At 54.0% G+C, this 24996-nt stretch carries 25 protein-coding genes; 14 read left to right on the top strand and 11 right to left on the bottom strand.

The window, feature by feature from the left end; translation table 11 throughout:
* The first annotated feature begins 63 nt into the window (after window positions 1-63).
* The 3 genes from Q3Y66_RS11955 (at window position 64) to Q3Y66_RS11945 (ending at window position 2833) form a co-directional block, all read left to right on the top strand.
* Entirely contained in the window at window positions 64-1329 is a 1266-nt protein-coding gene (locus Q3Y66_RS11955) for an aminotransferase class V-fold PLP-dependent enzyme (RefSeq protein WP_008957026.1), read from the top strand.
* Window positions 1330-1378: 49 nt separating this feature from the next.
* Window positions 1379-1948: a putative Fe-S cluster assembly protein SufT gene (gene sufT, locus Q3Y66_RS11950; RefSeq protein ID WP_008957025.1), complete on the top strand. Its 570-nt coding sequence runs from the start codon at window positions 1379-1381 to the stop codon at window positions 1946-1948.
* A gap of 162 nt (window positions 1949-2110) precedes the next feature.
* Complete coding sequence (locus Q3Y66_RS11945) at window positions 2111-2833, top strand: vancomycin high temperature exclusion protein (protein WP_035586392.1); 723 nt, start codon at window positions 2111-2113, stop codon at window positions 2831-2833.
* Here the strand turns inward: Q3Y66_RS11945 and Q3Y66_RS11940 are convergent.
* The 4 genes from Q3Y66_RS11940 to Q3Y66_RS11925 form a co-directional block, all read right to left on the bottom strand.
* Window positions 2830-3276, bottom strand: a complete 447-nt coding sequence (locus Q3Y66_RS11940) for a hypothetical protein (protein WP_008957023.1) — start codon at window positions 3274-3276, stop codon at window positions 2830-2832. The two genes, Q3Y66_RS11945 and Q3Y66_RS11940, sit on opposite strands and share 4 nt — an antisense overlap.
* Before the next feature lie 87 nt (window positions 3277-3363).
* Window positions 3364-4272 (bottom strand): 30S ribosomal protein S6--L-glutamate ligase, encoded by a 909-nt coding sequence (gene rimK / locus Q3Y66_RS11935; protein ID WP_008957022.1) that lies wholly within the window; start codon window positions 4270-4272, stop codon window positions 3364-3366.
* Window positions 4273-4315: 43 nt separating this feature from the next.
* On the bottom strand, window positions 4316-4756 hold the full coding sequence (locus tag Q3Y66_RS11930; protein WP_008957021.1) for a RimK/LysX family protein: 441 nt from the start codon (window positions 4754-4756) through the stop codon (window positions 4316-4318).
* Window positions 4757-4792: 36 nt separating this feature from the next.
* A complete protein-coding gene (locus tag Q3Y66_RS11925; RefSeq protein WP_008957020.1) occupies window positions 4793-5830 on the bottom strand; it encodes a DUF3549 family protein in 1038 nt (345 codons plus the stop codon).
* Between the two features lie 312 nt (window positions 5831-6142).
* Between Q3Y66_RS11925 and Q3Y66_RS11920 the strand changes: the two genes are divergently transcribed.
* A complete protein-coding gene (locus tag Q3Y66_RS11920; protein WP_008957019.1) occupies window positions 6143-6475 on the top strand; it encodes a YqcC family protein in 333 nt (110 codons plus the stop codon).
* Window positions 6476-6568: 93 nt separating this feature from the next.
* Here the strand turns inward: Q3Y66_RS11920 and Q3Y66_RS11915 are convergent, their stop codons facing one another.
* The 6 genes from Q3Y66_RS11915 to Q3Y66_RS11890 all read right to left on the bottom strand — a co-directional run bounded on the left by Q3Y66_RS11915 (window position 6569) and on the right by Q3Y66_RS11890 (window position 14384).
* On the bottom strand, window positions 6569-7192 hold the full coding sequence (locus tag Q3Y66_RS11915) for an OmpW family protein (RefSeq protein ID WP_008957018.1): 624 nt from the start codon (window positions 7190-7192) through the stop codon (window positions 6569-6571).
* Between the two features lie 269 nt (window positions 7193-7461).
* Window positions 7462-8952, bottom strand: a complete 1491-nt coding sequence (gene putP / locus Q3Y66_RS11910) for a sodium/proline symporter PutP (RefSeq protein WP_008957017.1) — start codon at window positions 8950-8952, stop codon at window positions 7462-7464.
* A 194-nt stretch (window positions 8953-9146) separates the two neighbouring features.
* Complete coding sequence (gene putA / locus Q3Y66_RS11905) at window positions 9147-12338, bottom strand: bifunctional proline dehydrogenase/L-glutamate gamma-semialdehyde dehydrogenase PutA (protein WP_008957016.1); 3192 nt, start codon at window positions 12336-12338, stop codon at window positions 9147-9149.
* A 150-nt stretch (window positions 12339-12488) separates the two neighbouring features.
* Complete coding sequence (locus tag Q3Y66_RS11900) at window positions 12489-13322, bottom strand: helix-turn-helix domain-containing protein (RefSeq protein WP_008957015.1); 834 nt, start codon at window positions 13320-13322, stop codon at window positions 12489-12491.
* 24 nt (window positions 13323-13346) lie between these two features.
* A complete protein-coding gene (locus Q3Y66_RS11895; RefSeq protein WP_008957014.1) occupies window positions 13347-13706 on the bottom strand; it encodes a hypothetical protein in 360 nt (119 codons plus the stop codon).
* Window positions 13707-13976: 270 nt separating this feature from the next.
* Entirely contained in the window at window positions 13977-14384 is a 408-nt protein-coding gene (locus Q3Y66_RS11890; protein WP_008957013.1) for a CBS domain-containing protein, read from the bottom strand.
* Window positions 14385-14629: 245 nt separating this feature from the next.
* Here Q3Y66_RS11890 and Q3Y66_RS11885 point away from each other — a divergent pair, with 245 nt between their 5' ends.
* The 8 genes from Q3Y66_RS11885 (at window position 14630) to Q3Y66_RS11850 (ending at window position 20868) form a co-directional block, all read left to right on the top strand.
* Window positions 14630-15175, top strand: coding sequence for a YqaE/Pmp3 family membrane protein (locus Q3Y66_RS11885; protein ID WP_008957012.1), 546 nt, complete (start codon window positions 14630-14632; stop codon window positions 15173-15175).
* A gap of 87 nt (window positions 15176-15262) precedes the next feature.
* A complete protein-coding gene (locus Q3Y66_RS11880) occupies window positions 15263-16132 on the top strand; it encodes a carboxylate/amino acid/amine transporter (protein WP_035586389.1) in 870 nt (289 codons plus the stop codon).
* 63 nt (window positions 16133-16195) lie between these two features.
* On the top strand, window positions 16196-17143 hold the full coding sequence (locus tag Q3Y66_RS11875) for an NAD(+) kinase (RefSeq protein WP_008957010.1): 948 nt from the start codon (window positions 16196-16198) through the stop codon (window positions 17141-17143).
* 32 nt (window positions 17144-17175) lie between these two features.
* Complete coding sequence (locus tag Q3Y66_RS11870) at window positions 17176-18162, top strand: metallophosphoesterase (RefSeq protein ID WP_035586399.1); 987 nt, start codon at window positions 17176-17178, stop codon at window positions 18160-18162.
* A 226-nt stretch (window positions 18163-18388) separates the two neighbouring features.
* A complete protein-coding gene (locus tag Q3Y66_RS11865) occupies window positions 18389-19240 on the top strand; it encodes a rhomboid family intramembrane serine protease (protein ID WP_008957008.1) in 852 nt (283 codons plus the stop codon).
* Between the two features lie 9 nt (window positions 19241-19249).
* Window positions 19250-19534 (top strand): YeaC family protein, encoded by a 285-nt coding sequence (locus Q3Y66_RS11860; RefSeq protein WP_008957007.1) that lies wholly within the window; start codon window positions 19250-19252, stop codon window positions 19532-19534.
* Between the two features lie 28 nt (window positions 19535-19562).
* Window positions 19563-20363, top strand: coding sequence for a DUF2797 domain-containing protein (locus Q3Y66_RS11855; protein ID WP_193365452.1), 801 nt, complete (start codon window positions 19563-19565; stop codon window positions 20361-20363).
* Window positions 20364-20442: 79 nt separating this feature from the next.
* Window positions 20443-20868, top strand: a complete 426-nt coding sequence (locus Q3Y66_RS11850) for a CopD family protein (RefSeq protein WP_008957005.1) — start codon at window positions 20443-20445, stop codon at window positions 20866-20868.
* A 10-nt stretch (window positions 20869-20878) separates the two neighbouring features.
* Here Q3Y66_RS11850 and Q3Y66_RS11845 read toward each other — a convergent pair whose 3' ends face one another.
* Window positions 20879-21340, bottom strand: a complete 462-nt coding sequence (locus Q3Y66_RS11845; protein WP_008957004.1) for a DUF2231 domain-containing protein — start codon at window positions 21338-21340, stop codon at window positions 20879-20881.
* 35 nt (window positions 21341-21375) lie between these two features.
* Here Q3Y66_RS11845 and coxB point away from each other — a divergent pair, with 35 nt between their 5' ends.
* Both coxB and ctaD read left to right on the top strand, forming a co-directional pair.
* Entirely contained in the window at window positions 21376-22455 is a 1080-nt protein-coding gene (coxB, locus tag Q3Y66_RS11840; protein ID WP_008957003.1) for a cytochrome c oxidase subunit II, read from the top strand.
* Window positions 22452-24992, top strand: coding sequence for a cytochrome c oxidase subunit I (ctaD, locus tag Q3Y66_RS11835; RefSeq protein WP_008957002.1), 2541 nt, complete (start codon window positions 22452-22454; stop codon window positions 24990-24992). The genes coxB and ctaD overlap by 4 nt, the downstream gene beginning before the upstream one ends.
* Window positions 24993-24996 lie beyond the last annotated feature (4 nt).

Genomic DNA, 24996 nt, shown 5'->3' with positions numbered 1-24996 from the left:
AAGACCCGCTTTTAAAGGCCCGCTTTTAAAGACTAGCTTCAAGGGCTCAACGAGGAGTGATTGATGCCAAATACCGTTATTGAGCAGGCGCCCGCGCAAGTGCAAGCACCCTTTGATGTCGCCCGTCTGCGTCAGGATTTTCCGGTGCTTGCCCGTGAAGTGCACGGCAAGCCGCTAATCTACTTAGACAATGCGGCGACTAGCCAGACACCCCAGCAGGTGATTGACGTCTTTAGCGATTACTACTCGCGCTATAACGCCAATATTCACCGTGGGCTACATACCCTCGCCGATGAGGCGACGGCGGCGTTTGAAGGTACGCGTCACAAGGTTCGGGCGTTTCTCAACGCGGAAGATGCGCGTCAGATCATCTTTACCCGTGGTACTACAGAAGCGATTAACTTGGTCGTTCATAGCTGGGGGCGTAAAAACCTAGCACCTGGCGATGAAGTGCTGATTTCCATGCTGGAGCACCACTCCAATATCGTGCCCTGGCAACTGTTAGCCGCCGAGATCGGGTTTACCATTAAAGTGATTCCCGTTGAGGCCAATGGCGCATTGGATATGGCTGCTTATCGTGGGCTGCTGAGTGAGCGTACTAAGCTGGTAGCGGTCAATCATGTCTCTAATGCGCTAGGGACGATTAACCCTGTGCAGGAAATGGCGGCGCTTGCTCACCAGCACGGCGCCTTGATTCTGATTGATGGCGCCCAAGCTGCCCCTCATCAGGTAGTCGATGTGCAGGCGATTGATGCCGACTTCTATGCGTTCTCGGGCCACAAAGTGTATGGGCCCACTGGCGTAGGCGTGCTGTATGGCAAGCAGGCTTTGCTCGAAGCGATGCCGCCTTGGCAGGGCGGCGGTGAGATGATTAAAACCGTCTCTTTCGGTTCGGGCACTACCTTCGCCGATATTCCGCACAAGTTTGAAGCCGGAACGCCCGCCATTGCGGAAGTCATTGCGCTGGGGCGTGCACTTGAGTGGGTAGAAAGCGTTGGTGTTAATGCCATCGGCAAGTGGGAAGGGCAGTTGCTTGACCGCGCGACGCAAGCGGCTGGACGAATCGATGGGCTGCGTATTTTAGGCACCGCACCGCAAAAAGCAGGCGTGCTGTCGTTTGTGGTGGAAGGGGCGCATTCGCAAGACATCGGCTTATTGATAGATCAACTCGGTGTTGCTATTCGTACCGGCCACCACTGCGCGCAGCCCTTGCTGCATCATTTCGGAGTCGATGCGACGTGCCGTGCTTCATTTGCTGCGTATAATACGCTCGAAGAAGTGGATAGCTTTATTGAAGCGCTCAACCGTGTCATTGGTATGGTGCGTTAAGGTCGGTTCTTTAAGGCCAGCTCTTTGAAGAACGTTTTTAAGGACAGATATGGATCTTGAGCAAGTAGCCAGTCTCGAACGAGGTCAACAGTTGCCGCTTCAGCGCGATGTGGAGGCTATTGCCATTCCGTTTGGTAGTACGGAAACGCTCGTCGAAGATAGCGTAGTCAGCGTCATGCAGGCTAAAGGTAGCTCGGTGAGCGTCGGTTTTGAGGGGCGACTTTTCTTGATTGAGGGGAGCAACCTTGACGCGCTGGGGCTTGAGTCGTTGCCCCGCCCTACGCTGCCTGAAACTGCGAGTGAAGAGGATATCGAGCAGTTTGTGTGGGATCAGTTACGCACCTGCTTCGATCCAGAGATCCCCGTCAATATTGTTGATTTGGGCTTGGTTTACGGCTGCCGCATCGAGCGCCTTATCAGTGGCGAACGCATTGCCACTATTCGTATGACGCTAACCGCCCCGGGATGCGGTATGGGCGATGTTATTGCAGCGGATGCGCGCAATAAGATACTTGGTGCACCGCAGATCAGCAAAGTACACACCGAGATTGTCTTCAGTCCGCCCTGGAGCCGTGACATGATGAGTGACGAGGCCAAGCTTGAACTCGGCATGTTCTAGGCTTTCTACGAAAAGTCGGCGAGCGAAGACTAGACAAGGCAAAAAATCAACGAAAAAGCGGAGTTTACGGGTTGTAAATGAGCATTTTGAGGCGATTTTTAACGCCGTATTGTCGAGCGCAGTCAGTTTTCGTGCAAAGCCTAACCCCGGCTGGGGAACTGGATGCATAACCTCTTGTTGAAATGGCTAAAGCGCTTACTAATGTCGCTAGGAGCACTGTCGCTGCTGGCGACATTGCTGTTTATAGGTGGCAATTTTTGGGTGCTCGCGACGACTGCTGCTTATATCGAACGTCAGCCGCAGCAGTGCCGTCCCGCTAGAGTGGGAGTTGTCTTTGGTACTTCTCACTGGACGCGCAGCGGCGTTCGGAATCCGCACTTTCATGCGCGGATGCGTACTGCAGCCACCTTGATTGAACAGTCCCAGGTCGAGCACCTGTTGCTGTCTGGCGATAATCGTACCCAAGCGTATAACGAGCCACGAGCGATGTGGCGCGAGCTTTATCGGCGCGGCGTCGCATCAGAGCAATTGACCATGGATTTTGCGGGCTTTAGCACTTATGACACCCTTGCGCGGGCGCGGGATGTGTTTCAGTTGGATAAAGCGCTACTGATTACCCAGAGCTGGCACCTTCCCCGTGCGGTGTACATTGGACGTGCGTTGGGGATGGATGTTACCGGCTGTGTGGCGGATGATGCCAAGGTGGAAGTCGAGTGGCGGTTAAAACTGCGCGAGTGGGCAGCGCGTGTGGCTACCCTGGGCGATCTGTATCTATGGGGCAGGGAGCCCTATTTCCTCGGCACTCCAGAGCCCATAGAGTTTAAGAAACGTGCGCCCATCGAGCTAATTCTGCCGTCACTCAACGAACGCTTTACGGCACCCTAGCGGTGCGTGTTGCGCTTTTGCAGCGCATAGAGCTCGCGAATCAGTTTACGGCACCCCCGCATACATTCCTCTACCACCGGTTCGATAGGATCAGGTAACGGATGGGTAAAGAGCGAAGAGAGCGCCTGCATCAATACACGCTCTTGCTCTAATAACTCATTGATCAATACTTGACTATCGTTACCCACGAAGCTTTTTAGACGGCTCCAAAGCCATAAAAAGTCATCGCGTTCAACATCTGCATCCCGAGGCAGCATTTTCAAATGCGCACGGGCAAGCTCCTGCAATTTACGCATCTGCTTAAGCCGCTCAGTATAATGCGGCTTTAAAGCGTCGCGCAGTGAGGGGCGCAGGCGTTCGATATTGTCTTGGAAATAATCAATGCTATCGGCCAGCGCTTCCAATACGCTGTCCATCGCCACTTGGCGATTATCGAGAAACATGAGCGTCTACCTCCTTCGGTGACGCAGATTGTGGGGGGGACAGCGTCGATTTGCCACCCCCGAATCGGATTATTTTAAGATTCTGCCTTAGCCTTTAGGCTTGGGCGGCGCTTTACGAGCTGGAGCGGCATTTCTTTCAATGTGTTCAATGATCATGCCCGCAATATCCTTGCCGGTGGCGTTCTCAATGCCCTGCAAACCAGGCGAAGAGTTAACCTCCATAATCACCGGACCGTGATTTGAGCGTAGCAAGTCGACACCGGCAACGCGCAGGCCCATGGCCTTGGCTGCACGAATCGCCGTTGAACGCTCTTCAGGAGTGATCCGGATCACGCTGGCGGAGCCTCCGCGGTGTAGGTTCGAGCGGAATTCACCATCCGCCGCCTGACGTTTCATCGAAGCCACGACTTTATCGCCGATCACTAAGCAGCGAATATCAGCGCCGCGTGCTTCCTTAATGTACTCCTGAACCATAATATTGGCTTTCATACCCATGAAGGCCTGAATCACTGATTCCGCCGCCTGGTTCGTTTCCGCTAACACCACGCCAATTCCCTGGGTGCCTTCAAGCAGCTTAATCACCAGCGGGGCGCCTTTGACCATGGTGATCAAGTCAGGAATATCGTCTGGAGAGTGCGCAAAGCCGGTAATCGGTAGCCCCAGCCCTTTGCGTGACAATAGCTGAAGTGAGCGTAGTTTGTCCCGCGAGCGAGTAATAGACACGTTATCGTTGATAACGTAGGTGCCCATCATCTCGAACTGGCGTAACAGCGCGCACCCATAAAAGGTCACCGACGCACCAATGCGGGGGATGACCGCATCAAAGTGCTCAATTTCTTGACCTTTATAGTGAATCGAAGGGTGGTGGGAAGTAATGCTCATATAGCAGCGCAGCGTGTCCACCACACGAGCGGTATGCCCACGCTGCTCTGCAGCTTCAACCAGGCGGCGTGTAGAGTACAAATTACGGTTGCGCGATAGCAGAGCGATATGCATGTAGGAGACTCCGAGTCTAAATAAAGGTGGCTAATAAAAGGGGTTAAGGCTCACCGTGCAAAAATGCCGCACCGGGTGCAATTAGCAGGCGGCGCATGGCGCGGCGTCCTAATAGCATTGGGTGGCGCATATTGCTGCGGTCAGTCAGGGTCAGTTCAACCGGAAAATTCAAATCGCCCATTTGCATTGGGGTACGTATTACATAGCGCCACTCGCTATGTCCGTTTGAGCTGGTGACTCGGCGTCGATCATGTAAATGTAGATTGTAGCGATGGGCGGGTGTTGTTGGCCCAGCGCTGTGGGTAATAAAACTTACCCATAGTTGACCATGTTCATCTTCATGTGTCTCTATCTCTTCTGCATGCAGGGCGGAAGTACGCGCACCAGTGTCCGCTTTACAGCATAGGTGAAGCCCTAGCTCAGGTAGCGTCACCATTTCACGGCGTCCAATGACCGCCTTGGCCTGATAGGGTAATTCCTTCACGGCTCACTCCTTGCAATTAAAAATGACAACATCAAATCAAGCCTTTCTCTGCGACATCATCATGCTCAAACGGTGTTGAATAGAAGAACCTTCGGGCGCGTCACGCATGGCCATCATGACCGGTAAGCGTAGCCGTGGGATGAGTGCAAGATCACGCACTACCGCGGCAAAATCAGTACGCTCATCTTCCGCCAAACGCTGTAGAAAAAGAGGTAAGCGCTCAGCGTCTTCAAGATACACCCAGCCACGCCCGGCAATGGCAGCCAGCACATCCGGCCCACAAACTGTGGTTTCTTTAAGTAAGGCGGAGTACCAATTACCCACCGCTGATGCATCCGTATTACCCACAGCGCGCAGACAAGCACACAACGTTTCAATGTCGCCCGCTTGTGCGGCGGCTTCGCCGCGACGTTGCAGCGCGGCGACTAATGCATGTGGCAATGGCTGGTGCTCTAAACAGTAGCACACGGAGTTAATAACGGCGGTAGGTAGGTCAGGCAGTCTCAGCGCTAACGTGTCGGCATCGGGCGACTCCATACGAACGACGTAATCGGCAATTCCCTGTAATCCTAATGCCTGCCAATCAATCGCCTGCTGGCCGCTCAAGTAATCCTCAACCGGCTCAAAATGTTGGCTGGCAGGTAGCCCTACGTCATAAGTTGCACGGGCAATGAGCATCGCTTGAAAGGTAATGCTGGGCGTAAAGGCGAGGGGATTATCCTTCATTAAGTGGTCCACGTCCGCTGTTTCTTCACGTCCCACCTGAGAAACAGCTCGACCTAATGTTTCCAGCAGACGATTTAAAAACGCATCACGCTGAGCTGGGGCAAGTATCCCCTCTTCATCGAGTGGCAGAGCTAAAAACCAAATGGCAGGTTCGGGCATATCCCCCAAACGGAATAGAATGGCTAAACGTGCTTGGCCTTGCCAAGGTTCTGGCCACGCCAGTTCGCCACGCTCAAAGGCGGCGAGGGACTCCCGTGGGCAGGCGACCACATGGCGGCCCATATGGTAAAGGGAAACCTCTGCGCCGCTGCGGGTAAAAAACTCATCAAGGGTTTGAATCGGTTGCATGACATCCTTCCGCGTTGCAAGCCTGCACTCTACCTTGATGATGGGTCACTGTCAGCCGCAGAGGCGGATAAATACCGACCAATGGGGATGCCTTACATGACAGTGTGGTTAAAAAGTAAACAACTGTGCGAAAGCCCCATGAGAGCAAGCGCTGCGACACCTTTCCATAGTTTATCCACAGGCTCATGCAGGTTTTCTGTGAGTTTATGGATCACTCTTCACAAGTGGCCACGATTGGCAAGCAGCCAGCCAAATGGGGATAATGGTAATAAGATACGATTTTCATTTTACGAGGTAGTTACAAACGACGTTATGAGTACTTTTCAACCGCTACAGACAGCACTCCTAGAACTTGAAGCCGCGATGAAAGCCGCCGATCTATGGCGTATGCCGACACCTGACGCTGATGCATTCGCCAGCCAGCAGCCGTTTTGCATTGATACAATGTCGCTGCCTCAATGGGTGCGCTTTGTATTCATTGCTCGCTTAAACGCCTTGATTGAGGCCCGTGCCGCCATGCCCGCCAAGTGTGAGGTGGCCCCCGCTGTAGCCGCTTATTTACAGCAAGAGAAAACACCTGCCCATCATCAACTGCTTGTTGTACGTGCTGTAGAAAAAGTCGACCAGTTAGTTACTGAAAGCTGAACGGTATTTAAAGATTGAAGCGATTTAACAGACAAAGCCTGCCGCAAGGCAGGCTTTGTAAATTACATCTGTCATAACGCTTTTGAAGGCGGCTTAGAAGCGGTAGCTGAGGCCAGCCATTACCACTACTGGGTCGATCTCAACAGTGCCCGCCTCTGCGCCGCCCACTTTGGCATCGGAATCGATATCGATGTACCACGCCGCAGCATTTAACGCCCAATGTTCATCAATCAGCAGATCGACACCTACTTGACCCGCTGCGCCCCAGGAGTCGTCAAGCTCCAATGACGCGCCGATATCGGTTTTTTCGTCTGAAAAACGGGTGTAGTTAATACCTGCGCCTACATAAGGCTGAACACGGGCCTCGGTACCCCCTAACGGGTAGTACTGTAGTGTGAGGGTAGGTGGCAAGTGCTTGGTAGAGCCATCAGTCACGCCTTCCACCTGCAGGTCGTGTTTGAAGGGTAGTGCGGCCAGCAGCTCGACGCCCATCTTGTCATGGAAGCGATAGCCTAGCGTGAAGGCAAAATTCGTCTCCGCATCGACATTAACATCGGCGCCTAATATCTCACCGTTATTGCTTGTCGGGTCCACTTTCGCAACACCCACGCGGGTAAAAAAGTCACCCGCGCCATAGGCGAATACCTGGCTGCTGGTCATCAAAGCCGCAGCGGCAATACTGGAAACGAGTAGGGTGGAAAGGGGGGCTTTACGCATGAGTTGACTCCTAGTGGCATTGCTAAGCGACTATGGATAAGCCGCTTCATGATGTTTAAGAGTCTAATAAAGAGGTGGTCACTGGTTATTGATCTAGGGCAAGGGTTGGCTGTCTTAACGCCAGATTCGTTATTCAAAACATGAACGGCAGGCATAAAAAGGCCACCCGAAGGTGGCCCGTTCACATACAGCGCAGAAGGGCTGTAATGTAGCGACCTTCCTGTTGTCGATATATCTGACACGCAAAGGTCTCATGAACAACTTATTGGTTAGCGAGTGATGTGCTGATATTCACCCGCATCGGCCGTCATACTGCTCACTACCAGGATGGCAATAAAGGAAGCGATGAAGCCGGGAATGATCTCATACACGCCGGGACCTCCCATAAACTCACCGTTCCAGCCCAATGCAATCCAGATCATGACGGTAGCGGCACCCACTACCATGCCAGCGATAGCGCCAGCACCGTTCGTGCGTGACCACATCAGCGACAAGATAATCAGCGGACCAAACGCGGCACCAAAGCCTGCCCAGGCATTACTGACTAGCCCAAGCACCTGTGAATCCGGGTCTGACGCGATAACGGCCGCCACCAAGCCAACCAGTACGACACTGATCCGGCCTACGCCCACACACTCTTTATCGGTCGCTTCTTTACGAAAGAACAGGCGATAGAAGTCCTCAGTCAGTGATGAAGAGGCCACCAGCAGTTGGCTGGAAATGGTACTCATGACCGCCGCCAGCAGAGCAGCATAGAGGAAGCCAGTGATCAGCGGATGGAACAGCAGCTCGGCTAGGATAATAAAGATCGTTTCCGGATCTTCTACGTCCATGCCATTACGGACCGCGTAGGCACGGCCAAACACGCCCAGAGAGACTGCGCCAATCAGCGAGATGGCCATCCAGCTCATGCCGATATTGCGGGCAATAGGTACATCCTTCAGCGTTCGGATAGCCATGAAGCGCACGATGATATGTGGTTGGCCGAAATAACCCAGGCCCCAGGTAACGGCAGAGAGCCAGCCGATAAAGGTCAATCCTTCTGTCCATGAAAGTAGCGTGGGATCGACCTCATTGAGTGTCTGTGACGCTTGGGTGAAACCACCGCCACCTTCGCCAAACAGGACCACCGCCGGCATGATCACCAAGGCCAGCATCATGATGCAGCCTTGCACGAAGTCCGTCATGCTCACGGCCAGGAAACCGCCGACCACGGTATAGACCAGTACCACACCCAGCGTAATGATGATGCCCGTAGCGTAATCGCTCAGGCCACCAATGTTGATGACGCCAGCAAAGGCGCTTTCGAACAGCTTACCGCCTGCCACTAAGCCTGACGCCGTGTATACCGCGAAAAAGATAACGATGACGATGGCGGAGACCGTTCTCAGCGACATTGATCGAGTGGGGAACCGGTTGGCCAAGAAGGCTGGAATCGTAATCGCATTGCCATAGTGCACCGTCTGTTCACGCAAGCGCGGTGCCACCAGCACCCAGTTAAAGAAGGCACCCACGAACAGGCCGATACCGATCCAGGCTGAGCCCAAGCCGGATACGAACATCGCCCCAGGTAACCCCAGCAGCAACCACCCGCTCATGTCTGAAGCGCCAGCCGACAGGGCCGCCACCTTTGGGCTAAGGGTGCGGCCACCTAGCATGTAATCTTCAGAGGTGGATGTGGATTTGCGCATAGCATAAAGGCCGATGCCAATCATGAGCGCAAAGTAAGCAAAAAGGCTGATCCAAACGCCAATAGCCATAAAAAAGTCTCCTGTTTCTTAGTTATTAAGTCGGACGTAGCGCCGACAGGTTAGTGCGCTTACCGAGAAGAATGGGTTGTGGCGCAGTCTTGTTGTTGTTAATGGCTGTTATTCCCTTTTCCTGTTCACTTGACGTACCCCAGCAAACGTCAGGCTGGGGTGGGGTCGGAGAATTGGTGGGTGTGATGAGCGGCTCACTCATCACCCAGCGCCAGTAGTGACGCGTTCCCGCCTAAGGCAGCGGTGTTATTAGTAATCGTTTTTTCAGTTACAAAGCGCTGCAGGTAGTGAAGACCGCCGGCTTTTGGCCCTGTGCCAGAAAGCCCTTGACCACCAAACGGTTGAACACCCACCACAGCCCCAATGATATTACGGTTGATGTACACATTGCCTACGCGCATTTTCTGCGCTATTTCAGCGGCGAATGATTCGTTACGGCTATGTACGCCAAATGTCAGGCCGTAATTGCGACCGTTAATGTCATTGATAACTTTATCAAGCTCGCTGGCTTTGTAACGCACGATATGCAGTATGGGCCCGAACTGCTCGCGCGTGAGTGAATCGATGCTATCAATCGTGAAGGCGACAGGCGCCACGAACGTGCCATCTTGAGTATGCTCAGCAGCCATCGGTGTTTCGGCGACCAGGCGATTTTCGGCTTTGAGTTTTTCGATGTGCTCCATTAAGCCTTTACGCGCCTCTTCATCGATTACCGGCCCCACATCAGTGCCTAAATCGCGAGGGTCGCCAATGCGCAGTTCATTCATCGCGCCTTTGAGGATTTCAATGACCCGGTCGGCAACATCGTCTTGTAGATACAGTACCCGCAGCGCCGAGCAGCGCTGCCCAGCGCTTTGAAAGGCCGACTGAATCACATCTACTACTACCTGTTCAGGCAGAGCAGTAGAATCGACAATCATGGCGTTCATGCCGCCGGTTTCCGCAATCAGGGTGGCTAGCGGGGCATTTTCTCGTGCCGCCAAAGCGCGGTTGATAATTTGTGCGGTGTCGGTGCCACCTGTGAAGACTACCCCGGTGATCCGCGGGTCGGAGGTCAGTACGCTACCTACAGTGGGGCCGTCACCGGGCAGTAGTTGGACGACATCACGGGGCATGCCCGCTTCGTGGAGTAGCTCAATAACACGATGCGCGACGATAGACGTCTGTTCCGCCGGTTTGGCCAGTACCGTGTTACCTGCTACCGCCGCTGCGACAATTTGGCCGCAGAAGATCGCGACAGGGAAGTTCCAGGGGCTGATGGCTGCGAACACGCCCTTGCCACCCATAAATAAGCGGTTGGATTCGCCAGTGGGGCCAGGGAGCTCGATAACTTGGCCGAAGTCCTCTTCAGCGCGCATGGCGTAGAAACGGCAGAAGTCGACGGCTTCTCTAATTTCATCGACGCCATCGGTAAGCAGTTTACCGCCTTCACGCGAGCACAATGCCATTAGCTCTGGCATATGCTCTTCCATCAAATCCCCCAAGCGACGGACAATAGCCGCCCGTTCGGCCACCGGGGTGGCGTCCCAACGAGGGAAAGCGTCCCAGGCAGCATCCAGCGCCTGGGTGGCCTGCTCTTTGCTCGTCCACTGAACGCTACCGACGGTTTTTTGGCGGTCGTATGGGCTGGTAACGCTATGTGTATTGGCGGCGTCGTCCGCGACATCAAAAGCGAGCAGCGGCTTCGTTGGGTATTGCTGATCCATAAACGCAGCCATCTTCTCCATGAGCGGATAGTAGTGGCTGCGTATATTCAGATTCACCCCACGTGAATTGCGCCGCTTGGGCCCGTAAATGTCTTTGGGTAACGGAATGTTCATATTGGCCAGGTGTTTCTGCTGGCGCAGAGTTTCAATCGGGTGCTGACACAGCCACTCGACCGGTACGTCAGGATCAACCAACTGGTGAACAAACGAGGAGTTGGCACCATTTTCAAGCAGGCGCCGCACTAAGTAGGGCAGCAGGTCTTTATGCGCACCCACCGGGGCGTAAATACGGCAGTAGGTACCTTTCGGGGCACGCTCAAGAGCAGCGTCATAAAGCGCTTCACCCATGCCATGCAGACGCTGAAACTCAAAAGGACGGCTATCGCGATTAGCAAATTCTAAAATAGTCGTCACAGTGTGGGCATTGTGGGTAGCAAACTGCGGAAAAATACGCCCATTGGTGTCGCTAGAGAGCAGGAACTGCGCGCAGGCGAGATAGGCTACATCGGTACCCGCTTTACGTGTAAATACAGGGTAGCCGTCGACCCCAAGCTGCTGGGACTCTTTAATTTCGGTATCCCAATAAGCGCCTTTGACCAAGCGCAGTGGAATCTCGTCGCCTTGCTGGTCGGCCAAACGGTTGATGTAGTGCAACACTGGCAGCGCGCGCTTGGAGTAGGCTTGAACCACTAAACCGAAGTGCCCCCAGCCCTTGGCGGCTTCACTTTCGTAAACCGCACGGAAGACTTCCAGAGAAATCTCCAGGCGATCGATCTCTTCAGCGTCAATAGTAACCGCAACATCCAGTGCACGCGCCTTGCTGACCAGCTTGATGACTGTGTCGACAAGCTCGGCAAGCACTTGCTCGCGGCGGCCAAACTCATAGCGGGGGTGAAGGGCTGAGAGCTTAATGGAGACCGACGGCGCCGGGGTTTTATCGCTTAACGTTTTGCAAGTCTTGCCGACTTGCTCAATGGCCCGTGCGTAGTCATCAAAATAGCGCTGTGCATCGTCACGGGTACGGGCGGCTTCGCCCAGCATGTCATAGGAGTAGGTATAGCCTTTATTGAACAGCGGCTTTGAGCGCTTCAGCGCTTCATTGATATCGCGACCCAGCACGAACTGTTTGCCCATAATCTTCATCGCTTCGTACATGGCGCGGCGGATCACCGGCTCACCCATACGATTAACCATGCGATTGATGAAGTTGGCGGGCTGCCCCTCTTTAGGGTGGTCTAGCTTGAGTACGCGCCCGGTCATTAACAGGCCCCAGGTAGAGGCGTTGACCATCCACGAGTCGCTCTTGCCCACGTGAGACTGCCAGTCGGCGGGGCCGAGCTTGTCTTCAATCAGGGCATCGGCGGTAGCTTTGTCGGGAATGCGCAGCATGGCTTCCGCTAGGCACATCAGCATCAAGCCTTCATGAGTATCCAGGCTGTACTGCTGTAGTAGCTCATCAATCGTATCGACGGCCGTGTCCATTTTACGGACATCCTGAACCAATGCGGCTGTATTGGCTTCAATGCGGGCAAAGTCGTCGCGGTCAGCATCCAGCACCTTGATCAGTTCGCTGACATAGGCGCTTTCATCCACTAGATAGTGGTCGCTAACGCGCGCCATGAGAGTGTCGAGATCAGTTTGCCAGATGGCAGGGTCACGCATTTTCTTGGCATTGAGCATTGAAGCCCCCGAAAGTCTGAACAGAACGAATGGGTAACAGGGCGTTACGCCCAAGCTAGTCAGCGAATGTAGAGTGCGGCTAACTCAGGTGTATGCTGATTTCACGGTAAAACATGTCAATTCCGCGGCAAGCACAGTAACTTTACGACTTTAGTATAGTTTTTGCTGGCCAGCTAGCGGCCCTAACGCAGCGTTTGAGGCGCTGAGCGCAATGGGTGACACATCACCCTGGCGTAGTTTACGCGGCGACAAACCATAGCTACGCCGGAAAGCATGAGAAAGAGCGCTTTGGTTGGCAAAGCCGGTTTGAATGGCAATGTCGGTGAGCGGAAGTCGGCTTTGCAAAATCAGTTGGCGGGCCGCATTTAGCCGTTGCCGCTTGACGTATTGCCAGGGTGAAAGCCCGGTTTGGGCGCGGAAACAGTCGGAAAAATGTGCTTCGCTCAAACAAGCCAGCCGCGCTAGGTCGGCGACACGAAGCTCCTCAGCGAGGTGCTGGCGAATAAAATGATTAATTCGCGTCAAGTCCAGCCGACGTTGGTTTGAAGTGGTAGCAGAGCCCAATCGCGCTTTAAGGGAACCTAAAAGGGTGGCCGCTAAGCGGTCTTGCTGAAAGGAGTTGGTAGAGGTATCAAACCCTTGAGCAAGTTCGCTCTCCATAAAGGCTAAGTAGTGGCGCAGTGCGTTGTCTAAACCAAAGAAACGGGGGGCATCAAATAGCGCTACTAATTCGTGATTTTCACCTGTCAAAGCGGGCGCGTCCTCGGGCAGGTCGAGAATCAATTGTCGATTATGGCCATTGCCCGAATAGTAGTGCTCGTGATTGGCGGGCACGATACAGCCTGAAAAGGCATTGACGCGCCCACCCAACCCTTCAATTTCAAACTCTGACGAGCCACACATGGTGATGACTATTTGATGAAAATCATGGGCATGATGTTGCGTGGCGCTGGCTAGAGGTATTTGTCGAATGGTGCTCGGCATAGCAGGTCTCCTGGACCGCACCAGCTACTGCTGGCGGAGGGCTGTATGGGCGGACAAATGATCGCGAAGGGCCTTAAGTTCAGCCTGGCCCTCTTGATTGAGCAATGGTTTACCCTGGGCTACCATCCAGCGTCGGCCATGCTGCTCCATTAAATGCGCGGCACGGCGACGAATGCCATCCAGATACTCATTATGCCGAATAGGGTAGCCGATGATAGCGTTCCACTCGGTTTCGCTTACCTGGCTGTTGAGCGCTTTATCAAACAGCGCCAGTAAATCCTTAGGTTCAGTGCGGTAGCGCGGCGTGCTTGAGGTCATCAACACCAGCATTACCGCGCCAATCACCAGCAAGCACACCCCAAATACCAATAAATACAGCGCCATTCGCTGGGCTCCTAGGCGTCATCAGTTCACAAATTGTCGTTTAATTATACGCTTGACGCCGCCAAGGTCGAAAATTTTACTATTTTGCGAACTTTTTCAGCGCGGCGTGTCTGAGTATGTACAGACAACAGCGCGATAGCAGTCGCTAAAGTTGTTGTTCTGGCTCTTTGTTTTGATCCCTTGCTTCCGCTACTCCTTGAGTAGCGGTTTTTTTTGCCTGATGCTTGCCTGTTATATCGCCGCTTAAAGAAAGCGTAGCCAGCATAACGGCTAATGGCGGCGAATCATTAGCAGCGCAATTAGGATATCACGTCGTGTCACGATGCCTATTAACCGCTTTTGCTCCACGACCGGGTATACCTTGGGTTTCGCTGACCGCATTTCCTGTGCCAAGTCGGTAATGCTCTTATTCGGTGATACGCTGAGTACTTCGTGGCGCATCAACTCTTTAACGAGCGGCGCCTCATCATCGTGATAGATACTATCAAGCACACGGCCCAATACATCCTGCTCCGAAATAAAGCCGATTAAGCGGTCGGCGGCATCAACCACCGGTGCGCCTGGCAAGCGGTGCAGTGCCAGGCCCTTGGCTAATGTGGTGATGGATGCGTCGGGTGAAACACGGTAGCAATCGCGGGACATGATGTCGCGAACGATGTTGGGTGCTGCTCTACTCATCATGGACACTCCTCGATCATCGTATTCAGCGCTGTGACAATAATAAAGCTGTCGCAGGCAGTGCGTTGTGATTGTTCGTTGTTGTAGGCGCTAAGGGAGAATCAACTCTTTCACTGTAGGTGATTTGTTCATGGCGTGCGTCCTGCAAGCTATCTTTATTCAACGCTATAAGTACTGAATTTTCTGTGTTGTTAATTTTCTAATGGCATCACCTGACCGTTAATTAAGGCATCAAGGAGCCTTCCATGGATGCACGTGAATATTTAAACCGCAAAGGCGTGGGGAGTGAACGTGACCCGGATCGACCCAATACGTTAGAAGAGAAAGCCTGGGAACGGGCGAGGGGCTCTGGTCATCAACGGCCTAAATCGGGCACACCCCATGATTGGGAAGACTGGGAGCGCCATCACGATGACTTGGCTGAAGGGGCTGAAACCCTTGAGCAGAAAATCGATAAAGAAGCCCATCGTCTTGCCCAGGAGCGGGCGGCTCAGGCTGCTAAAGAGCCAGCTCCTGGCGCCGTAGAACACTTCACGCCACCGCCCAAGGCGGCGCTAGACGCGACCTCGGCTGCATCATCCAAAACGGCATCAGTAAGCCAGGCAGAACCAGCGACACCCGAGCCCGCCGCGTTGAAGTTCGCCTATTATGCCCTGGCGATATGCCTGCCACCCCTCGCCATCGGCTTAACACAGGGCGGCCAAAAGCGAGTGATTATTGCGTTGGTGTTGACACTGGCGGGTTGGTTGCCGGGTGTGGTGTATGCGGCTTGGTGGTTGCAGCGGCGTTAACCAACGATTGTTATTACGTTTACGACTTGGCAGCTTCACCCATGTGCGTATAATCCGCGTAAACTAATTTATAAGCCGGGGTTTACGATGGGTTATCTAATGGGCGTTACCGCCCTGTGGGCATTTTCCTTTTCGTTGATAGGGGTTTATCTGGCAGGGCAGGTCGACAGCTACTTTGCGGTGCTGCTACGAGTAACGCTTGCCATGCTGGTGTTCCTGCCGTTTTTACGCCCCGGCCTGTTGCGCGGTAAGCAGCGGCTCGCCCTCATGGGATTGGGTGCCATCCAATTGGGGGTGATGTACACCTTCTTCTACCAATCCTTTTTGCTGTTATCGGTGCCTGAAGTACTGCTGTTCACGATCTTTACGCCTATCTATATCGCACTGCTGGATGACCTGCTGTTTGGCCGCTTTACCCCCATCTATCTCGTGACGGCACTGCTTGCAGTTCTCGGGGCAGGCGTCATCCGCTATGACGGTGTCGATAGCGGCTTCTGGATGGGCTTTTTAGTGGTGCAGGGGGCAAACCTTTGCTTTGCTATTGGTCAGGTAGGTTATCGTCGGCTAGCGGCTGATTTGCCTCCTACGCTGGCGTGGCACAATGTATTTGGCTGGTTCTTCATTGGCGCAATGGTAGTGGCACTACCCGCTTATTTACTCTTCGGCAACAGCGCTGCATTACCGACCACATCGCTGCAGTGGGGCGTACTGGCCTGGCTGGGGTTAGTGGCGTCTGGCGTTGGCTACTTTGCCTGGAATCAGGGCGCCACTAAAGTGGATGCTGGCACGCTAGCGATTATGAACAATGCGCTGGTGCCAGCAGGGCTTATCGTTAACCTGGTGATTTGGAACCGCGATGCGGATATCCCGCGCTTGCTGCTGGGCGCGCTTATCATTGCGGCCTCGCTGTGGCTCAACCGTTGGTGGTGCCAGCGTCGTCAAGTGGCCGTTAGCTAAGCCTATTTGCCCGATACCTCCGGTGTCTCCATAATGGCGGCTTCTGTTAGCGAGAGTCGGCCCATGAGCAACACCTTACCACCAGATGCCAAATCTTCAGAGGCTAGGTCGCACTCCAGCGATCAATCAGGCAGGCCCTTTAAAACCATTGGGCTGATTGGTCGGTTGGGTAGCGATAAAGTAATCGATTCTCTGCAGCGTCTGGTGACCTATCTCGTCGCCCATGAGTATTCGGTGCTGGTGGAAGACCGCACGGCTACTGCCTTGCCGCACCATGGTCAACCGGAAGCAAGCCGCCGCATGTTGGGGGAGCTGTGCGATCTGGTGATTGTGGTGGGAGGCGATGGCAGCTTGCTTGGTGCGGCGCGTACGCTCTGCCGAAGTGGAACGCTTATTTTAGGGGTCAATCGTGGCCGCTTAGGGTTTCTTACTGACATTTCGCCAGATGAGCTGGAAACCCGTGTTAGTGAAGTGCTCGCGGGCGAATTTGAGATTGAACAGCGTTTCCTGTTAGACGCCGTGCTCTACCGTAACGGTGTTGCGGTGGGCAACGGCGATGCCTTGAATGAAGTCGTTCTGCACCCCGGCAAAGCGGTGCGCATGATTGAGTTTGAATTGTTTATTGATGGTCAGTTTGTTTATAGCCAGCGCAGCGATGGCTTGATTGTCGCCACGCCTACCGGCTCTACGGCTTATGCACTCTCGGGTGGTGGGCCGATCATGCACCCCAAACTTGATGTAGTGACGCTGGTGCCGATGTTTCCCCATACGCTGTCGAGTCGGCCAATTGTGATTGATGCCGCCAGCGAAATCCGTATTCATATTGGCGAAACTAACCAAACCTATCCGCATATAAGCTGCGATGGGCAAACGCGGGCGGTAGCGAAGCCCAACGATGTGTTGGTGATTACCCGTAAGCCTGAACGCGTTCAACTGGTACACCCCATCGGACATAATTTCTACGAAGTGCTGCGCAGCAAATTAGGCTGGAGCCACCGGTTGGGGGATTAAGCATGCAGCGTGAAACGCAAGGCAGGCCTCAGCTGGAAGGATATGACCTGATTGGTGATGTCCACGGCTGTGGCGCTACGCTGGCCGCATTACTCGAAAAGCTGGGTTATCATCAGCGCAGCGGTGTATACCGCCATCCACACCGCAAGGTGATTTTCCTTGGCGACCTGATTGATCGCGGGCCGCGTATTCGCTTGGCTGTGACCATTGCCCGGCGGATGGTAGAGCAGGGCGAGGCCTACATTGTGATGGGTAACCATGAGTACAACGCCCTGGCGTATACCCATCCAGGGCCTGAAGGTAGCCACAAGCGCTGGCTGCGTGAGCATACTCCTCGGCATAATCGCATTATTCAAGACACCCTAGAGCAGTATCGCGACTACACCAACGAGTGGGAAGATACGTTGGCGTGGTTTAAAACTATCCCGCTCTGCCTTGAGATAGATGGGATTCGGGTGGTGCATGCCTGCTGGGATCAGACGCTGATTGACGAGCTAAAGCAGCGACGTCCTGATCAATGTATGGACACCGAGTTTTTGGTTGAATCCACCGACCCCACTACCCAAGCGTATCAAATACTAGATCGCCTCACCCGAGGCCCGCATGTCTCGCTGCCCGAAGGGATTGCGATACACTCTGGCGATGGCTTTACGCGGAAAAGTTTCCGCGCCCACTTTTGGGCTCAAGACCCGCAACAGTGGGGTGATGTAGTCTTTCAGCCAGATAACCTGCCCGGCGATCTTGAAACCCGCGAACTCACGGCCGAAGAGCGGCAGCAATTGAGTTATTATGGGCCAGAAGAGCCACCGTTATTTATTGGTCACTACTGGTGCGAAGGGATACCGTCGCTTCCCGCTCGCAATATCGCCTGTTTAGACTACAGCGCGGTCAAATACGGCCGTTTAGTTGCTTATCGCTGGAGTGGGGAGGCGGTGTTAAATGCCGACCACTTTGTATGGATTAAGGTGCCGAAAGAGGAGCGGGCATTGCCAAAACCCTGGGAAATTGATTTTGATTAGGTGATTATTTCTTTGGTTACTTTTTTTTACATAATTTTTGCAAAACGGCTGAACTAACGCTGCTGTCGGCTATCAGAGTAAGTGTTCCCTTGAATGATCCCTTGCTTTTATTCTCCGGCGGTCCCCACCGCCGGTTTTTTTTGCCTGCTTGTTGGCAGCCGATAGCTCGCCCAATACCTACTCGCTGCGGTCAGCGTGCCGTTAGCGCATTGATTAGAGGGATGTTATGCATCCAGTGATGCTTTTGCCCGATCACGCGGATACAAGCGAACTGCGCAAGGCACTTTGGCGCCACCGCATTGGTCACCGCATTACCGACGAGGCCGACGGCCAGCTGCTATGGATTGCTGACCCTCGTCAGCACGATGAACTAAAAGCACTGGTAGAGCGCTGGAAACAGGGGGAACCCCTGGAGCTTCAGCACTCAGCCAAGCGTTCACGCAACATGACTGCTTCCCTGACTTCTCTCAAACAAGTGCCGGTGACGGCCTTGATGATTGCTATAAGCGTGGTGGTGTTTGCCCTGATAGAGGTGTTCGGTGACCAGCTGATCGTGACGTTGACCATCGTGCCCATCGGTATTTCAGGGGGTGAGCTGGTGTTCGGTCAGCTGTCGCAAACGCTCTCGTCAGGGCAGGTGTGGCGCTTACTATCGCCTGCATTTCTGCACTTTGGCTGGATGCATTTGATATTTAATCTGATGTGGGTGTGGTACTTCGGCCGTCAGATTGAAGCGCTGCAGGGCAGCCGCACTATGCTACTGCTGCTTGTTGTGGCGGGCATAGGGGCCAACATCGCTCAATACCTGACCGGTACCGTATTGTTTGGCGGTATGTCCGGAGTGGTTTATGCACTGCTGGCCCACGTTTGGTTGATGTCGCGGCGGGTGCCCAGAAGTGGTTTCTTTGTGCCACAAATGTTGGTGGTCTTTATGCTGGGGTGGATGGTGTTCACCATGACCGATATGGCGGGCAGCGTTGGTTTTGGCAATGTCGCTAATGAAGCGCATTTGGGTGGCCTACTCGTGGGGCTGGTCACAGGCTGGTATTATTCATCCCGCCGTTTGAAAAAACATTAAGAGGCCGCAATGAGCGAAATGACGTTCGAGAAAATGATTAACCAGATGACCCCAGCGATCTATGAGAGCCTGAAACAGGCGGTATCGCTGCGCAAATGGCCTGATGGTCGTCGCTTAACGCCCGAACAGACTGAGCTCTGTTTGGAAGCCGTGATGCGCTATGAAGCCGAGAACAATGTGCCGGAAGAGAGCCGCGTAGGCTATTTAGAGCAGCGTACCTGTGGGGCAGCTGCCAGCGGCGCTGATGTAACACCAGAAATGGCCGGCTTGGCACGGGATGCCACGCGTGATTGAAGCGGCAGTGCAAGGTTGTTTAAGCAAAATGGCGGCAGCGCTGCCTGATCGTCAGCATGAGCAGGTAACCTACCATTTGCGTGCAGGGGAGCATCGTGTCGCGCTTAATGAGCGTATCGGTGAGCCGCTTAGTTTGCGTTGGACAGGCGCGATTGCCTGTACCCACTGTGGGCGGGCGACCAAGAAGAGCTTTGCCCAAGGCCATTGTTACCCTTGCTTTAAGCGGTTAGCACAATGCGATACCTGCATTATGAAACCAGAAACCTGCCACTTTTTCCAAGGCACCTGCCGTGAGCCGGAGTGGGGAGAGAAGCACTGTTTTCAGCCTCACATCGTTTACCTGGCTAACTCTTCTGGATTAAAAGTGGGTATTACGCGCAAAACCCAAATGCCGACCCGTTGGTTGGATCAAGGTGCAATACAGGCACTGCCGATTCTGGAAGTCGATACCCGGCAGCAATCGGGGTTTGTCGAAATGCTGTTCAAAGAGCAGGTGGCCGATCGCACCAACTGGCGGGCTATGCTTAAAGGTGATGTTACAGCAATGGATTTAGCCGCTGAGCGTGACCGGCTGCTGAGCCTGTTAGCTGGCGGGCTGAATCAACTCCGCGAGACTCATGGGGCAGATGCCATTCGCACCTTGGAGCAGCCCGCACAAGAATTTCACTACCCGGTCAGCGTCTTCCCAAAAAAAGTGGTGTCGCATAATTTTGATAAGCAACCGGTGGTGGAAGGCGTGCTGCAAGGCGTCAAAGGCCAGTATTTGCTCCTTGATAGCGGCGTTATTAATCTCCGCAAATTCACAGGTTACGAGATCCAGGTGAGTTAATCGGCTAGCCAGAGTGCGGTGAGTTGGCTAAGGTTAGGGGGTAGCATTATCTCGCCTTAAGCAATGCAAGGAAGCCCCGATGCCCTGGCTTAAACTGCTTCACATTGCCGCGCTAGTGATCTGGTGCGGCTCGCTGTTGTATTTGCCCGCTTTGCTCAGCCAAACGCTGCAGCTACGTAAAGACTCGGGCTTTGCACAGGGTACGCCGCCAATGCCGCGGTTTTTTTATATCTCTTTTGCTACCCCTGCCGCCTTAGTGGCGATTGCGTCGGGTACGCTGTTGTTTCTTATCCATGGCATATTGGGCGGCTGGTTAATCTTAAAGCTTGGCGCCGTGGTGGCGATGGTGGCCGCTCATGGCTGTTTTGGCTGGTTAATACTGCGCCTTGAACAGGGCCACTACCGTTGGGTGAAGCCCGCCAACTGGACAGCGCTATGCGTTGCGTTAGTGGCCATTCTCAGTGTGCTAGGCTTTGTATTAGCAAAACCGCTGGATTGGAGCTAACACTGTGGCTCTAGTCCTCAACGTCGACACCGACCGCATGTTCATACACCAGTTGGCCGCCCAGCAGGCCCGCCACGGCGATCAAGCCAGCGGTGATCAGCGATACGGCCAATCCCCAGGGCAAAATCGCGCTGGCGTCGTTAAAGCGCAGCAGCCAGTTCAGCGACGCCAGCGAGAGCATTACGACCGCTACGATGGCATGACTCCAACCGGTAATAAGGCGGCGAATACGCGGCACGGTGACCAAGTCAATAATCCCCGCCGTACTGGCAATCCAGCCGCCAAACGCACCGACGCCAGCCAGCCACAAGCTGGCGCGCAGCCAGAATTCATCACCACTCAGCAAAAAGCCGATATCGCTGGCCACCAGCGCCAACAGTGCAGCGACCGGGAAATGAATCATCACTGGATGCAATGGGTGGCCGGCGATAGAGGCGCGGCTTACGATCGAGAGTTGGCGAGTTTTTGCCATGGTCACTTCCTGTGGGCAGAAAAAGGAATTCAGGGATGAGGCTTAGACTTCAATGTTTAACACGTATCCAGCGCTTAACAAGTATTCAACGCTTAACCCAGCAGAGGGTCAACCGGCTGGGCATTCTGCTCGCCCTGTTAGCTGGATTACTGCTAACCGGCTGCGCGGGCGATAAGTCTATTCTAGACCCGGCAGGCCAAGCTGCGCGAGATGTGGTGATGATTTGGTGGGTGATGCTAGGCTTTGGCACCGTCGTATTGGTAATGGTCACCGTTTTTTGGCTGTATACCTTTAAGCGTAAAGAGGTGGCACGCACGCCGGTAGAAGAGCGCCGGGTGGCACGGCGTTGGATTGTCGGCGGCGGGATAATACTGCCAGTCGCCAGTATTATCGCGCTGTTAACTTTTGGTGTGCCGACGGGGCAACGTATGTTAACGCTGCCTTTAAGTGATCCACCGGAAGTGATTGAAGTCATCGGCCATCAGTGGTGGTGGGAAGTGCGCTACCCAGGAGCGGAAGGCGGCGAAGTGGTGACTGCTAATCAACTCATCATGCCGGCGGGTGAGCCCATTGATTTTCATGTCACCGGTGCCGATGTGATCCATGCCTTTTGGGTGCCGCGGTTAGGTGGCAAGATTGATATGGTTCCAGGGCGCATCAATAAAATACGCTTGGAAGCGGATGAGCCAGCGGTATTTGGCGCTCAATGCGCCGAGTTCTGCGGCGCCCAGCATGCCCAGATGCAGCTCTATGTAGAAGCTGTCGAGCGCGACGAGTACGACGCTTGGTTGGCTGACCGTCAAACGGATGAATTGTCGTCGCTAGCGACAAACGACCAACAGCATGAACCTGCCAGGGAGGCATTTATGACCCATTGCGCGAGCTGCCACCGGGTAGCCGGGCTCTCAACGGCTGGAGAAGGGCCTGACCTTTCTGATTTAGGCAGCCGTACCAGCTTAGGAGCGGGCATTATGGCCATGGAAGAGGGCGCGGTGACCCACTGGCTGCAACACCATCAACGTTTAAAACCAGGCAATAAAATGCCGCCCCATGATGATATTGACACCGCTACCTTGGCGTCCCTGGGTGCTTGGCTGGAGAGCTTGACACCATGACGACCATTAATCGTGAAGTGACGCCACCGGGCGATTTACCCGAAAATCCTAAGCGGTTGCACAACGATCTGCATGAGATCTGGGGAAATCCGCGCGGCTTAAAAGCACTGACCATTGTAAACCACACCACCCTTGGCCTGAGATTCATGGTCACTGGGATGGTGTTTTTCTTGATCGGCGGTTTGTTGGCCATGCTGGTACGCACCCAGCTGGCGCTTTCTGATCAAGATTTCATGACACCGGATATCTATAACCAGGTCACCACCATGCATGGCACGGTGATGATGTTCCTGTTCGCTATTCCTATGCTGGAAGGGTTAGCGATTTACATGATTCCCAAGATGATCGGTGCCCGCGATCTGGTCTGCCCACGGCTAACATCGCTGGGCTACTGGTGCTATCTATTCGGCGGGATCATCTTAACGTTTAGTTTGGTGTTAGAAATGGCGCCGGACAGCGGCTGGTTCATGTATACCCCGCTCAGTAGTAGCGAGTATTCACCTGGTTTAGGTTCGGATTTTTGGCTACTGGGGATCACCTTTGTTGAAATCTCCGCCCTCTCTGCGGGTGTAGAACTGGTGGTTTCAATACTGCGTACGCGTACCCAAGGAATGGCGCTGCATAAAATGCCGCTGTTTGCCTGGTACATTCTCGCGATGGCTTTAATGATTGTGGTCGGTTTCCCGCCGCTGATTCTGGGCAGTATTTTACTTGAGCTCGAGCGTGCCGCGGGGATGCCTTTTTTTGACGTGGCCGGGGGCGGTGACCCCATTCTTTGGCAGCATCTCTTCTGGCTGTTCGGTCACCCTGAGGTTTACATCATCTTTTTACCGGCGGCGGGGATAGTGTCTACGCTGATACCGGTGTTCGCTGGCCGTCCGATTGTGGGCTATGGCTGGGTGGTTTTTGCCATTGTCACCACCGGCTTTATCAGCTTTGGATTATGGGTCCACCATATGTTTACCGTGGGGATTCCCCAGCTGGCTCAAGCCTTCTTTTCAGCTGCCAGTATGCTGGTCGCGGTGCCCACGGCGATTCAGGTATTTGTTTGGCTGGCGACGTTATGGCTGGGTAAGCCGAAGATGAAGCTGCCGATGCTATGGATATTAGGCTTCTTGATCATTTTTGTGTGCGGCGGCTTAACGGGGGTAATGCTGGCGCTGGTGCCGTTTAACTGGCAAGTGCACGATACCCACTTCGTGGTGGCACATATGCACTACGTTTTAGTCGGCGGGATGTTCTTCCCGCTGATCGCCGGGCTTTACTACTGGCTGCCCCTCTTTTCAGGCCGTATGCCTTCTGAAACGCTGGGTAAATGGGGCTTCTGGCTGACATTCATCGGTTTTAATACCACATTCCTGATTATGCACTGGACCGGGCTGCTGGGTATGCCGCGCCGTGTTTACTCTTATGACGCGGGCATGGGTTGGGATATTTTTAATCTAATTTCTTCAGTAGGCGGCTTCATTATGTCGGCGGGGATTGCCATGGTGCTGCTGGATTTTGCTCTACACTTCCGTTTTGGCAAGCCCGCTAAGCCTAATCCATGGAATGCTGATGGCCTTGAGTGGGCCAATAGCATGCCGCCAAGCGCCTATAATTTTGTCAGTTTGCCAAAAATCGAGACACGCCACCCGCTTTGGGATGACCCTGATTTGCCGCGCACTATAGCGGAAGGCCAGCATAGTTTGGCGGTAGCGACTCATGGGCGACGTGAAATGTGGGGAACCGACCCGTTAACCGGCAAAGTGCGCGAAATTATTCACCTGCCAGGTAACTCTTGGTGGCCGCTTTTCGCTGCGATGGCGTTGGCAGTGGTGTGTTTAAGTCTGCTGACTCGCCTTTACCCGTTGGCCGTTATCGCCGTGGTGGTCGCTGGATTGTTTCTATTGCGCTGGTCATGGGAAAACGGTGCACATCCAAAAGCTGCGCCTGATGCACGGGTGGCACCCGGCGATCCTCCGCTGCACTCGCGAACCATGGATGGCCCCGGGCTATGGGCAATGTCGATAACCATGCTCGCTAATGGCTCGTTCTTCCTTTCCTATTTGTTTGGCTGGTTCTACCTTTGGACGGTCTCGCCTGAATGGCGAATGCCTGAGGTTTCACCGCTCTCCCTGGTGGGCCTGCTGTTGGCTGGTGGAGCACTCACGGTAGGTGCAGGCATCCTCGAAAAACTGATAAGTGGGTTGCGTCAGCAGCGTGATGCTGGGCTGTCACTAGGCATGTTCAGTATTAGTGCGCTTGGGTTTTTGCAGGTGGGCATCACGCTTTGGGTACTGCTGAGCGCAGACCTTGCGGTTACCGAGAACTCTCATGATGCAATCATTATGGTGGGTCTAGCGTATGCACTGTTTCATGGAGGTTTGGGTGCTGTGCTAACGCTGCTTCAGGGCCTACGGGTGGGTTATGGCTATGTGGGCGTCCATGCACCTTTTGAGCCCGCTGTCGTTGCTCAATTGTGGCGTTATAACGTGGCGACGTTCTGGATCATCGTGGGCGCGCTTGCCGTGCTGCCCCGTGTCATAGGGAGTTAGGCGG

It is taken from the genome of Halomonas sp. HAL1, assembly GCF_030544485.1.
Classification (GTDB): domain Bacteria; phylum Pseudomonadota; class Gammaproteobacteria; order Pseudomonadales; family Halomonadaceae; genus Vreelandella; species Vreelandella arctica.
Note: the sequence above shows the minus strand (reverse complement) of the source record. Positions and strands in the feature narration are given on the sequence as shown.